Source organism: Pseudomonas sp. KH_024_B2 (genome assembly GCF_057839965.1).
Genome location: NZ_JBYQPS010000002.1, coordinates 314850 through 327350 on the forward strand (window position 1 = coordinate 314850; position 12501 = coordinate 327350).

Sequence of the window (12501 nt, forward strand, 5' to 3'; positions counted from 1 at the left end):
AAGGCACCCATGAAAAAGGCCGCGATCCATTGGATCGCGGCCTTTTTTAATGCCTTCGATTAATGCAAATCAGACGGCATCCAGCTCCGGCTCATCCGCTTCAACAATAACGGCAGCCTTCACCTCATCGTGACGACGGATGTACTTCCAGTCCGCCTCGTCGATGTAGATCCCGTTCGGCCCGCTGCCACCTTCCAGGTCGATGGCGACACTGGCGCAGACCTGCGGCTTCACACTCGCCAGGATCGGCACGAAACCCAGTTGCAGACTGGTTTCCAGCAGCGCTGCCTGGTTCTTCTCGTCGATGTCCGCTGCCTCGTCGAGGTAGTACGGCAGGCGCACGCGACCGGCCTGGTCGCGGTCCATCAAGTGCAGCAACAAGTACATGTTGGTCAGCGCCTTGATGGTCATGGTGGTGCCGTTGGATGCCGCGCCGTCGATGTCGGTGTGAATCACCGGCTGGCCGTTGACCTTGGTGATCTCGAACGCCAGCTCGAACAGGTCCTTGAGGCCGAGCTGGTTGTGATTCGCCGCCACCAGCCGCGCCAGGTATTCCTTGGCTTCTTCGTTCTTGTTGTCCTGATCGGCGCTTTGGCTCAGGTCGAAGACCGAAAGGGTTTCACCTTCTTCGTACTGGCCGGCGCTGTGAATGATCTGGTCGATGTGCTTGAGCGCTTCCTTGTTCGGCGCGAGCACGATGCGGAAGCTTTGCAGGTTCGAGACCTGACGCTTGTTGATCTCGCGGTTGAACAACGCCAGTTGATGCTCAAGGCTGTCGTAGTCGCTGCGGATGTTGCGCAGGGTCCGGGCGATATCGGTAACGGCCGCGCGACGGGCCTTGCCAAGGGTCAGGGCTTCGTCGGTGCGGTGCGCGTACGCATTGATCAGCAGTTGCAGGCGTCGCTCCATGTCGTCTTCGCTGTCGAACTTGGCCACACCCTTGAGACGGACCTGAGCGTACAGCGCCTCGATCTGACCATCGCTGCGCTGCAAACCCTGCCAGCTGTCCTGATAGTCGTTGAGCAGCGGCAGCAGGTTGTCCATGGAATCGTCGATCGGGTCCATGAACGGCGTACCGAACGGCAGGTCCGCGGGCAACAACTGACGGCGGCGCAGTGCATCGTCGAGGGTGCGTTGCTTGGCCTCCATGTCACCGATCTGCCGGCCGACCAATTGCAGCTTGGCCGACAGTTGCTGGACGCGTTCGGTGAAGGCGTCGCTGGAGCGTTTCAATTCCTCCTGAGCGGCTTCCATCTGTGCCAATTGCTCAAGCTTGTCGCCTTCCTCGGCGCTCAGGGTTTGCGCGCGGCGGAAGTCTTCCAGGGCTTTCTGCGCATCCAGCACTTGCTGGTACAGCGCTTCGGTCTGGGTCTTGCTCGCGGCGCGGTCGGCGGCCACGGCAGCTTGAGTTTTCAGTTGCTTGAGTTCTTTGTCCAGGCGCTCTTTCTGATCGCGCAACGCGGCGCGGTCAGCCAAGGCTTGCAGCGCCGGCGGCTCGATGTGCGAGATGTCGATGGACAGGCCCGGTACTTCGAAGCGCTCGCCTTTGAAGCCATCAAGAATCAGCTCCATGGATTTGACCCACTGACCGTCCTCGTCCAGCGTAATACCGTGTTCGCCCAGCGGAAGGCTGAACAGTGCGCTGTTGAACAGACGCATCAGGCGCTCGACATCCTGTTGCGAGAATTCCTCGCGCAGACGGGCGTAGCTGTTGTTGTCGGCGTGATCGAGTTGCTGCTTGACCGACTTCAGGCGTTTTTCCAGATCCCGCAGACGCTCTTCCAGGTCTTCGGCAGAGAACTGTCGCGACTGCGCCAGCGCACCGGCGAGTTCATCGTGCGCGTCCTTGGCCGCGAGCAGTTGCTGCTCCAGGACTTTGACGTCATCGACCAGCGCGAAGCGATGCTTGAGCACCGACAATTCGCCGAGCCAGCGCTGGATGCCGGTGATTTCCCGCTCCAGACGCATCAGCTCTTGAGTGCCGCCGCGTTGATCGTTTTGCAGTGCGTCCTGCTCGTTGCGGTAGTGCTCGGCCTGAATCGTCAGTTCTTCCTTGCGCGCACTGGCGTAGTCCGACCAGGTGCCGAGCAGAGAATCGAGCAGTGGCGAGATCCGGTGCAGTTTGCCGCGCAGGATATTGCGCTGGGTCACGCCTGCAGCAAGGGCTTCGACCAACGGGCCGGCGGTGACCAGAGAGTTGTAGTCCTGCTCCATGCGTCGTACATCGCGGAACGCTTCTTCGCACGCGGCGATGTAGTCGACGCTACCGGAACGCAGGCTGTGTTCGAACGCATCGAGGAACAATTGCTTGAGCTTGGCCGCGGTGATTTCGCGCATGTGCAGCAGGTTGATGAACAGTGCGCGGAAGGTCTTCAGGCTCTGCTCGCTGGTGGAACGCAGCGGAATAAGCGTCAGGTCCAGCGGGATCGAGGTGTGACCGCCGACCAGCAAGCGACGCAATTCATCAGGTTTGAGTTCGTAGGCTTTCAGGCCTTCGCGCTCAAGGTTGGTGAACAATTCTTTCTGACGCAGGCAGGTGTCGTTTTTCTGGTAATGGGCCAGGTCCAGTTTGCCGGCGTAGGCAAAGAACTGGTGACCGAAACCACCGCCCGGGCCGCGACCGACCACACCAATCACATGCGGACCGTGGGGCAGCGAGACTTCGACCAGGATGTAACTGGTGTCCGAGGCGAAGTAGAAACGACGGGATTGTTCCAGGCTGTACTTGCCGAAACTCATGTCCGACATGCGCGCCAGGATCGGGAACTGCAAGGCGTTGATCGACGCGGATTTACCGAGGTTGTTCGCGCCGTAAACCGACAACGGTTCTTCCAGCGGGAACAGGCCGAGGCTGTAACCAGCGGTATTCAAAAGGGCAAAGCGGCGAATGCCGTAGCGTTCCTTGCTCATGCGTCGGTCTCCTGTTCTTCGGCGATGGCGCGGGCCATGGCGTCTTCTTCGCTTTCTTCTTCGAAGTCACTGAGGTCTAGCGGATCATCGGTTTGCAGCAGCTTTTCATCGCTGTCGTCGTCGATCAGAACCGGCACCGGCAGAGGCAACACGCTGTGCAGGCTGGCCGCCAGATCACGATCCTGCTGGACCGACAGGCAGACATCGAGGAAACGGTGCATCGGCGGCAGGAAACGGTAGATGCCGTTTTCTTCACCGGCAAAACCGAGTTGGGTCATGCGGCGCATGATTTTTTCTTCGAGTTCTTCGACGGTCTGCACTTCGGCCTGGATAAACAGGTCGCGGTACTTTTCCAGCAACGATGGCAACTCATCGCGGCCGAGGCTGCCACCGTCGAGGACGGCGACCGGGTCACGGCCCTGATCGGCCAGATGTTCGACGAGGATGAAGGTGAACAGCGCCAGGCGTTGCGCGGTCTTGTTCACCGCCGCCGCGGCGAGATCCGGGACGAAGTAGTAGAAACCACGGGTGTCGCAGACCAGTTCAAAGCCTAGTGCCTTGAACAGCGTGCGGTACTGGTCCTGGAAATTCGACAGTTGCGCGTACAGCTCCGGGTCACGGCGGCTGACGTGGTAGCCCTTGAACAGCTCGCGAAAGATCGGCGCCAGCTGGGACAGTTCGTTTAGATCAAGATGCATGTGGGGTGCTCGCAGAATCCTCGGCGGCGGTGTCGCGGGCCGAGAGCAGGGCGAAGGAGCGCAGGCTGACCTGATGCTCGTGAGTGTGGTAATCGCGGCGTTCCAGACGCTCGCGTGTGAAGCGTTTTTCCCGCGACAGGCGCGAGAACCAATAAAGCAATTCGTCGGTGGCGCCGTCCGGTTCCTGCTCCAGTAGCCAGGTCATCAGGTCCGGCATCGGCAGGGCGTCTTCGCAACGTTCGAGCATTTCCCGAACCGTGCGTGGCGCGCGCGGCGCTTCGCCTTTCTGAGTCTTGTGGGCCTTGGGGAAGCGCGCCGGTTTCGGCTCGAAACGGGCCAGCGCATAAACGTAGGCTTCGACCTGACTGGCACTGCCAAGGAAGGTGCTTTGCGGGCGGGTGAACATCGGCATCGCCGCTTGTGGCACCGCATCGATACCTTTGCGACGAATGGCCGACAAGGCCAGCGCCGCGCCACGGGTCACGGCGTTGTGTCGACGGGCTTCTTCACGCAGCGGCAGCAACAGCTCGCGGGCATGACGCAACGTCAGCTGGGCGCTGGTCTGCATTTCGAGGATGCGCGCGTGGGTGCGCAGCAGCATGTCGTCATCGACCAGATGGCCGAGGCGTTGCTGCTCGGTGAGCATTTTCAGCAACACGTTCTCGACCTTGCGCACGCCTTGTTCGAAGGCGCCGTCGGCGTTTACCAACTGAATCATCGGCTCGACGTATTCGTCCCAGGTCGCCAGTACTTCAGCGTAACGCTGACGCAGGGGAATCTGCCGGTCGCTGGTCTTGGCGCGCTCGGCGACGGCCACCAGGGCCTGTTCGTCGTTGGCGAGTTTTTTCAATACATCCCGTACGCGCATGTCGAGCAGGCGCAACTGGCGCGCCAGGTCGTGGCCGTCGCGGATGTCGAAGGCGTCCTGGATATAACCGGCCAGGCGTTCGAGGTGGCGCAAATAGGCTTCGATTTCCAGGCACAGGCCCAGACGGTGCTCACGGCGCAGGTAGGCGAGGAAGTCGTGGATCTGCGCGTTGAGCTCGAAACGGTTCGGGCTTTTCGCCACGGGAACCAGAATGTCGAGGCGGATCCACACGTCCAGCAGGCTGGTGATGTCCTGCGGCGTACTGTCCAGTTGCTGGGCGGCCAACTGTGAACGCAATTCGTTGAGGCTCAAGGTGCCTTGGTCGAAGTGCTCGCACAGTGGCTCCAGAAGTGCCCAGTGTTCAGCGAGGGCGCGCAAGACGCGCTTGGGTTCGATCATCGGAATGGCCGGCTGGTTGGCGATTAAAAGTCGCGATTGTACTGCATCAAGCCCGTTGCGATTCACTCTCGGGACGGACAGTTGGCTTTCTATCGATCAAGCGTGGGCGATCTTGAGCGAAGGGCGGTAGAATCACCGCACTTTAGTTATCCACAAGTGGCCGACCTTTGCTTATCGAGTCCCGTCGTCGCGCTTATTTGACCGCCATGCAGGTGGTCAACTGGCTGCCGCGCACCGAATTGCCCTTTGCTGCGCCCTCGCGCCCTGAGTTGCTGGAGATGCCCGAGCCGTTGGTCGTCGCGCCGGTTGCTCCGGTTGCTCCGGTTGCTCCGGTTGCGCCCGCACCTGTGGCTGATTCGCCCGTGGAACCGCTGGTCAAACCGGCCGAGCGGGTGAAAATCGAGGTGCCGCGGCCATCGTTGGCCAGCACGCGCACGAACGCCAAGGTTGAAGAAGAGGCCGCTCCGGTCGTGGCCAGGGCGCCCGTCGTGCCGCCACCGCGTTTCGCCCTGCAATTGTTGCGGGCCGGGCGTTGCCTGCTGCTTGTGGAGTTACCCACAGGCGAATCGTTCCAGACCCGCGACCCTGCCTATCTGTTGCTCAAAGACATGCTGCGCGCCGCCGGCCTGCCGGACAGCCCGCAGATCGTCGGCGAGCCGGTGCGTTGGCCGCTGTTGTCTCGGGGCACCATGGATCAAGGCCCGGAAGCGGCTCGCGACTTCGTGCAAGGTTTTCTCTCGGCCCGGCTGGAAGACGCACCGTGCGTCTGCGTGTGGCTGATCGGCCTGCCGGCGGTGCGTTTCGCCGGTGAGGCGAACGCCGAATCCTTCAACCGTGAACTCCAGGTCGACGGCCTGGGCTCGGTCTGGGCCCTGCCGGGTCTGGAATTATTAATGGAAGAGCCACAGCGTAAGGCTGATGTCTGGCAAGCCATGCGTCGGCTGATGGCGCGTTGGAAAGAATCGAATGAGTGACGCTGTATCGTTCCGCCCGATGACCGAGGCGGACCTGGACGCTGTACTGAAAATCGAATACGCGGCTTACAGCCATCCCTGGACGCGCGGGATTTTTCTCGATGGGCTGGGTAAATATCAGATATGGCTGATGTTTGAAGGCGAGCAGCAGGTCGGCCACGGGGTGGTGCAGATCATCCTTGATGAAGCGCATCTGCTGAACATCACCGTCAAGCCGGAGAACCAGGGCCGTGGCCTGGGCTTGACGCTGCTGGAGCATTTGATGTCCCGGGCGTATGACGCCAAGGCGCGGGAATGTTTTCTGGAAGTGCGCGACAGCAACCGTGGCGCGTTCAAGTTGTATGAGCGTTATGGGTTTAACGAGATTGGTCGGCGGCGCGATTACTACCCGGCGGTGGGTGGGCGTGAAGATGCCGTGGTGATGGCCTGCACTTTGGTCGATTGAGCTACAGCGAATGTGGCGAGGGAGCTTGCTCCCGCTGGGCCGCGAAGCGGTCCTGAAATTTTACGACTGCTTCGCAGCCGAGCGGGAGCAAGCTCCCTCGCCACAGATCAACGATTACCGTCCATCGGATCCCGCCGCGCCAGTTCCTCTTCATCCAGCCCGTTCCCTCCGCCAATGTCGTCTGCATCGACAATGCTCAAATCCCAATCGGCCTGGCCCCCTTCACCCGCTTCGTGGGCGTCCCGTGCGCCGTCTTCACGGATCAGGGTTTCCGGGCTCATGTCGTCGTCGGTAGACTCATGGTCATCGGTCGAGGCCCCGGTCATGCCGGCTTCACGTACGCGTTCGCGAGGCATCAGGCGTTCACGCTCCGTTTGCGTCAGCTCGTCGCCGATTTTGGCGCTGGGTTCTTCCTCGTCGAAATCCAGCTCATGCATCGAGCCCATGCGGTCTTCGTTGTCATCGATGGGCTCGGGTTGAGTCGCATCGAACGGACGTCGTGAATCAGTCATGGCAATTCCTCATACTGTAGGCCTTACTAGGGTGGACCCTCTGGGCTGCTGAGAATTCCTCCGGCATGGAAAACCGGGTATCTGCATCTGGCGCGTGACCCCGACAGAGGGTTGTCTGTCATAGAAGCGCATCATTCTCGAGGCTTCATTGCATGAACGAATTACAAGATCTGATTGATAACAACGAGCGTTGGGCTGACGCGATCACCAAAGAAGATCCTGATTTCTTCGCCAAGCTGGCCCGTCAGCAAACCCCGGAATACCTGTGGATCGGTTGCTCCGACGCCCGGGTGCCGGCGAACGAGATCGTCGGCATGCTGCCCGGCGATCTGTTTGTACACCGTAATGTGGCCAACGTAGTGCTGCACACCGACCTCAATTGCCTGTCGGTGATTCAGTACGCAGTCGATGTGCTGAAGGTCAAACACATCCTCGTGACCGGCCACTATGGCTGCGGCGGTGTGCGCGCCTCAATGCAGGACCGTCAGCTGGGCCTGATCGACGGCTGGCTGCGCTCGATTCGCGATCTCTATTATGAGAAACGCGAGGAGCTCGCCAAGTTGCCCACTGAAGAAGAGCGGGTCGACCGCCTCTGCGAATACAACGTCATCCAGCAAGTGGCCAACGTCGGGCACACCAGCATTGTGCAAAATGCCTGGCATCGCGGGCAGAGCCTGTCGATTCACGGCTGCATCTATGGCATCAAGGACGGTCGCTGGAAAAGCCTGAACGCCACCATCAGCGGTTTCGAGCAATTGCCGCCGCAATACCGTCTGCGTCCGGTCGAGGCGTTGTAACGACCCTTCAGCATGGACTTCGCCGGCGCCAGTGTTGAAGAAACAACTGGCCGTCGGCGTTCGGCGATTCATCGTAGCCGGTGATCCAGCCACGGCAGTCGAATGAGCCGCACTGGCAGGCGAACTGACGCATGAGTTTGTCTTCGGTAGAGGCGTAGTCCATCGTCAGTCGATCGCCTTTTTTGATGTCCTTCAGCGCCCACAACCATAGCTCGCTCATGTCGAGAAATACGTTTGGGTCGCAGGAGTGTCGCAGCAGCCCGCAGAAGCGCGGGTCATAGACATGGATGCCATGAGCCAGTTGCCGGGTATGCCGACAGCGATACGGCAGCAGGTGCCCCGACGCCCGACAAATTCGGCTGATGCGTGGAAAGTCCCGAAGCACTGCGACGGCTGCCGCCGATCCGTGGGTGTTGTCGATAATCTCGAAGTCGGCCCTGGAGGGGAATCCAAGGCGAACGGGCAGCTCCGCAAATGGATAAATCCCATCGGGTGGTTGTGCAAGCGTGTCGTGCGCGGCGTGGGTTTTCATAACGATCCTTGTCGGCTGGGTGCTGCGAACTCTCCATCAGCTGACGATCCTGTCAGCCCTGCAGCACATGGGTGCGATTCAAGCCTCTCGCAAATGAAACGGCGGTTCTACTGTCATAACTGACAGTAGAACCGCCGTTCATCGTTTTATAGCGCCGGGGTAGGGATCGCGGTCTCGGGGACCGGTGCTTTCAGCTGTTTGAGCTGAGATTTGATCGGCGCCGTTGCGCACTTGGCCACGGCTTTGTCGGGCGACAGGTTGCGAATCGAGGTGTAGAAAAGCTCGCAGGTTTTTTCTGCCTGGGCCACTTGCCAGGTTTGGGTGCAACTTCTCAGTTCAATGTCGGGATTAGTGTCCGGTTGGCGGCCCATCGCGGCCTGCCAGCACGCGGCACTCAAATCCTGGCCCATGACTTTAAGGCCCGCCGTGTCGGCCTTGGCCTGTGCATCTTTGCCGGTATAGCTTTCCGGGTCGGCGGCGTACCAAATGTAGCTTGGGTGGTTGGAACCCAGAACGGGCACTTTCACCCCGTCGCTCGGACTGATACTGACCAGGCCCAGCACGTTCACGGTCGGCCCGTATTGCTGCTTGATCCAGTTACGCACCGGCGCGCCGAAGGCGACCATCGGCAACGCCGCACCACTGGCGTTCTGACTGAGTTGCTTGACCATGGTGGTCTGGTAGTCCTTGAAGTAGTCGTAGACGCCTTCCAGATCCTTGCCGGCGTTGGATGGCGCGGCAATCGGTGCAATGTCGATGATGGTCTGGTAGCCCGGCGTCTGGTCGGCCGGAATTCCGTTGACAGTCAACAGTGTGGCCCAGCGATCGGTGGTGGCGGATCGCAGGTAATCCTGAGCCTGGGTCAGCGAATAGTCGGGTGGGAAGTGCAGCAGTTCAATGCTTTTGCGGTTTTCCAGGGCCATGCCCAGTGGCAGGAACAGATACCAGCTGTATGCCCACTTGCCATCGGCATTCAGCTTGCTGGCGCCGGTATAGGCCAGATCACCGGCATTGAGTAACGCCGCCAGCGGTTTTTCGTAGCTGCGGGGTACCCCGGTGATTTCGGCGTAGAGCTGATTATTATCGGTTTTGACCAGCACTTTCGCCGCGCTGTAACCATCGCGCTGCACGCTTTGGGTCAGGTAATGCTCGACCGTTTGCTCCAGCGTCCAGTTGCGAAAGCAGATCACGTTGCAGTTGTTGGGGTAAGCGAAGAGGCGGGTGACGCGTTCGGTACTGCCCAGCTTCAGGCCGATATCGGCATGGGCGGCGGCACTCAGGGTGAGGGCCGCGAGGGTGAGTGCTGCGAATTTGAACATGCTCAGATCCTTTTCAGCGTGGTCCCGTTGATTGGGGTACGCGCCATACTGGATCAGCGGCGTTACACAGAATAGTGGTTGCGAGTAGTTTTTTTGCGTAAGACCTGCAGTTGGATGCCAGGAACCCTCGGTTATGGAGTCCGGCCCGGGCTTGATGTCTATGGGCCGGATGGAGATTGATGCGTTACAACAGCTTTAGTGCCAGGTGAGTACCGGCGCGCAAGTACTCGACCTGGGCCAATACGGCATCCTTGACGATGGCCTCTCCTGTATCGGTCAGTTTGGCTTTTTTGGCATCGATGATGGACGTTTGCGTCAATTGCATGACTACATCCATCGCTTTTTGAAGGGCGGTCAAATTGTTGTGCTGGCCGAACTCGCGGACGACAGCGTCCATACGGCGATCTGCGTCATCACGCAGCTTTTTATACTCAACGACTGAAACCCTACCGTCCTGGTAAATCTCGTTAATCATCTCTTCCAGCGTTTTCGAAATTAAAGACATGTGTTTGTTCATCCTTGGTCAGTGCTGTCTTGCTTTAAAAAGTGTGTGAGCTGTCGGAGTTTACTCAGCAATTTATAGGTTGGAGATAAGACCTCTCCGGGTTTCATGTCAGGCGCAATCGAACCTGTCCGTAGGATAAATCCAGGCGTTTTTCGAAATTTTACGCGTCTAGGACTTTGGTCTAACGGGTTGTCCGTTGGCGCGTTTGCGTAGACCATGGACGCCTTGGTTTTTGCCTATGCCAGAGTCCTTTTCATGACTGCCAACACTCACTCGCATCCGGCGCCGTTCACCCGCTCGGATTACAAGACCCTCGGCCTTGCGGCCCTTGGCGGTGCGCTGGAAATCTACGATTTCATCATTTTCGTATTTTTCGCCCTGACCCTCAGCCAGCTGTTCTTCCCACCGGAAATGCCTGAGTGGCTGCGACTGCTGCAAAGCTTCGGGATCTTCGCGACCGGTTATCTGGCGCGGCCGTTGGGCGGGATTCTGATGGCGCATTTCGCCGACCGACTGGGCCGCAAGAAGGTCTTCAGCCTGAGCATCCTGATGATGGCGCTGCCGTGCCTGCTGATCGGCATCATGCCGACCTACGCGCAAATCGGTTATTTCGCCCCGCTGCTGCTGTTGGCGCTGCGAATCCTCCAGGGCGCGGCGGTGGGTGGCGAAGTGCCGAGCGCCTGGGTGTTCGTCGCCGAGCATGCACCGGTCGGGCATCGCGGTTATGCCCTCGGTTTCCTGCAGGCCGGGTTGACGTTTGGCTACCTGATCGGTGCACTGACGGCGACCTTTCTGGCGCAGGCATTCACCCCGGCGGAAATCCTTGATTACGCCTGGCGCTATCCGTTCCTGCTGGGCGGCGTGTTTGGCGTGATCGGCGTCTGGCTACGCCGCTGGCTCAGCGAAACCCCGGTGTTCATGGCCATGCAGGCCCAACGTGATGCGGCCGTCGAACTGCCGCTGCGCACGGTCTTGCGTGAACACCGCTTGGCCATGCTGCCAGCGATGATCCTCACTTGCGTACTGACCTCGGCGGTGGTGGTGTTCGTGGTGATCACCCCGACCATGATGCAGAAAACCTTCGGCATGACCGCCAGCCACACCTTCGCCCTGAGTGCCTTGGGCATTGTTTTTCTGAATATCGGCTGTGTGCTCGCCGGGCTGCTGGTCGACCGCATTGGCGCCTGGCGCACGGTGATGTTCTATAGCTTGCTGCTGCCTTTGGGTATTGGCGTGCTTTATACCTGCCTGATCATCGGAGGCAGCTGGGTCGGTCTGGCGTACGCGGTGGCCGGCCTCGGTTGCGGGGTGGTCGGCGCAGTGCCGTCGGTGATGGTTAGCCTGTTCCCCGCACGGATTCGCGTCTCGGGGATTTCCTTCACCTACAACATTGCCTACGCCGTCTGGGCGAGTATCACACCGTTGTTGCTGATCGGTCTGATGCCGTGGAGCCCATGGATCTGCGTGATCTTCTGCGCGGTGATGGGGACAGTGGGTGTGAGCTGTGCCGCGTATTTCGGGGCGCGGATGCCTAATGTCGGGAGCCGCCGCGTGGCTCCCTGCGCTCAGTGACAGTCGGCGCATTTCGGCGTAGCGGGGGAGCGGAAAAAAGAATGGGCACGCCAACCAGGTTGGGTGCCCATTTTTTTATGGGGTGGCGGATTAGATGACGCGGCTTTGTTGCTTGGCGAAAATCGCCGCTATCTCGGGGTCATCCAGATGATCCAGCATTCTCTCCACCAACAAATGCACACCGTCGGCCATTCGGCTGAGCGCCAGGGCTACGGAGCGGCGGGAACCGTCCACATCGTCGGCGAGGTTGGCGGCGATGGCGCTGATGGACAGCAAATCTTCCGAGGCATTGGCGAGAAGGGTTTCAGGGTTGATGCCCGGGCTGACGCTGAAGAGCTGGCCGCTACGTTTGGGTGGTTTGGGGTCGGGTGGCGGGAAGTGATGGTCGAGGGCGCGCTCGGCGGCTTCGTGAAGCTTGTTCGAATCGAGGGATTCGTAGGGCGATGCCGGATCGGTGTCCGGTGGATTGGGTGTGACCTTGAACATGGTAACTTTCCTATAGTAGGGCCGTGACCATCTCGCGACTAAACGAAAAGGAGGCGGCTGTGCGCAAGTTAGTCGACCGGTAAAGCCACCAAAACCCGGCGCGCCCGAAAGCGCCATGCGCACAGCCACCATCAAGTGCAGGCGAACCTGACTGGATAACACTTGTGCAACCGTTGATGACTAGCCGGGCGACTAAACCCGATCACTGATGGGCAGTGACAGGAACCAAGTTACCGACCGCCCCCAAGGCGCACAAGCCGGCGGATTCTGGCGTAGCCGTAGGCAATGACGCAAGGTGTTGTAGCTTGCAGGAAGTAACCTTGAGCCGTTTTCAACAAGTGCTGTCGAGCGGTGTTTAATGTCCGGAAATGTTGTGAAGAAACGATGTTCGACAACCATTAGGCTTCTGGCGACAAGACGCACATCAACATGCCTAACTATTTTTGTAGGACAACTCTGAAACACTCTTCAGAAAATATCCTTT

Annotated in this window: 12 protein-coding genes; 4 read left to right on the forward strand and 8 right to left on the reverse strand. The window is 59.6% G+C overall.

What is annotated here, in order from left to right; genetic code table 11:
- Window positions 1–69 precede the first annotated feature (69 nt).
- From mksF to mksB, 3 genes are read right to left on the reverse strand one after another with little or no spacing between them, the layout of a single operon-like run.
- On the reverse strand, window positions 70–2910 hold the full coding sequence (gene mksF, locus AC3I0A_RS28690) for an Mks condensin complex protein MksF (RefSeq protein ID WP_430955023.1): 2841 nt from the start codon (window positions 2908–2910) through the stop codon (window positions 70–72).
- Complete coding sequence (gene mksE, locus AC3I0A_RS28695; RefSeq protein WP_038981553.1) at window positions 2907–3608, reverse strand: Mks condensin complex protein MksE; 702 nt, start codon at window positions 3606–3608, stop codon at window positions 2907–2909. Before mksE ends, mksF begins: the two co-directional genes overlap by 4 nt.
- The gene (gene mksB / locus AC3I0A_RS28700; protein ID WP_162556247.1) at window positions 3598–4875 is read right to left on the reverse strand and encodes an Mks condensin complex protein MksB; all 1278 of its coding nucleotides are present in this window, start codon (window positions 4873–4875) and stop codon (window positions 3598–3600) included. The genes mksE and mksB overlap by 11 nt, the downstream gene beginning before the upstream one ends.
- 206 nt (window positions 4876–5081) lie before the next feature.
- Here mksB and AC3I0A_RS28705 point away from each other — a divergent pair, with 206 nt between their 5' ends.
- The gene (locus AC3I0A_RS28705) at window positions 5082–5849 is read left to right on the forward strand and encodes an energy transducer TonB (protein WP_489378823.1); all 768 of its coding nucleotides are present in this window, start codon (window positions 5082–5084) and stop codon (window positions 5847–5849) included.
- On the forward strand, window positions 5842–6294 hold the full coding sequence (rimI, locus tag AC3I0A_RS28710) for a ribosomal protein S18-alanine N-acetyltransferase (RefSeq protein WP_074880319.1): 453 nt from the start codon (window positions 5842–5844) through the stop codon (window positions 6292–6294). The genes AC3I0A_RS28705 and rimI overlap by 8 nt, the downstream gene beginning before the upstream one ends.
- Before the next feature lie 107 nt (window positions 6295–6401).
- Here rimI and AC3I0A_RS28715 read toward each other — a convergent pair whose 3' ends face one another.
- The gene (locus AC3I0A_RS28715; RefSeq protein WP_102615255.1) at window positions 6402–6806 is read right to left on the reverse strand and encodes a serine kinase/phosphatase; all 405 of its coding nucleotides are present in this window, start codon (window positions 6804–6806) and stop codon (window positions 6402–6404) included.
- A gap of 152 nt (window positions 6807–6958) precedes the next feature.
- Here AC3I0A_RS28715 and can point away from each other — a divergent pair, with 152 nt between their 5' ends.
- The gene (gene can, locus AC3I0A_RS28720) at window positions 6959–7603 is read left to right on the forward strand and encodes a carbonate dehydratase (protein WP_074880312.1); all 645 of its coding nucleotides are present in this window, start codon (window positions 6959–6961) and stop codon (window positions 7601–7603) included.
- Window positions 7604–7610: 7 nt separating this feature from the next.
- Here can and AC3I0A_RS28725 read toward each other — a convergent pair whose 3' ends face one another.
- The 3 genes from AC3I0A_RS28725 to AC3I0A_RS28735 all read right to left on the reverse strand — a co-directional run bounded on the left by AC3I0A_RS28725 (window position 7611) and on the right by AC3I0A_RS28735 (window position 9959).
- Window positions 7611–8135, reverse strand: a complete 525-nt coding sequence (locus AC3I0A_RS28725; protein WP_074880308.1) for an SET domain-containing protein-lysine N-methyltransferase — start codon at window positions 8133–8135, stop codon at window positions 7611–7613.
- Between the two features lie 146 nt (window positions 8136–8281).
- Window positions 8282–9454, reverse strand: coding sequence for a hypothetical protein (locus AC3I0A_RS28730; protein WP_489378658.1), 1173 nt, complete (start codon window positions 9452–9454; stop codon window positions 8282–8284).
- 184 nt (window positions 9455–9638) lie between these two features.
- Window positions 9639–9959 carry a hypothetical protein gene (locus AC3I0A_RS28735; protein WP_074880302.1) on the reverse strand — a complete coding sequence of 107 codons (321 nt, stop codon included), beginning with the start codon at window positions 9957–9959 and terminating at the stop codon, window positions 9639–9641.
- A gap of 255 nt (window positions 9960–10214) precedes the next feature.
- Between AC3I0A_RS28735 and AC3I0A_RS28740 the strand changes: the two genes are divergently transcribed.
- On the forward strand, window positions 10215–11531 hold the full coding sequence (locus tag AC3I0A_RS28740; protein WP_430955021.1) for an MFS transporter: 1317 nt from the start codon (window positions 10215–10217) through the stop codon (window positions 11529–11531).
- A gap of 90 nt (window positions 11532–11621) precedes the next feature.
- Here the strand turns inward: AC3I0A_RS28740 and AC3I0A_RS28745 are convergent, their stop codons facing one another.
- Window positions 11622–12017 (reverse strand): DUF6124 family protein, encoded by a 396-nt coding sequence (locus AC3I0A_RS28745; RefSeq protein WP_489378660.1) that lies wholly within the window; start codon window positions 12015–12017, stop codon window positions 11622–11624.
- Window positions 12018–12501 lie beyond the last annotated feature (484 nt).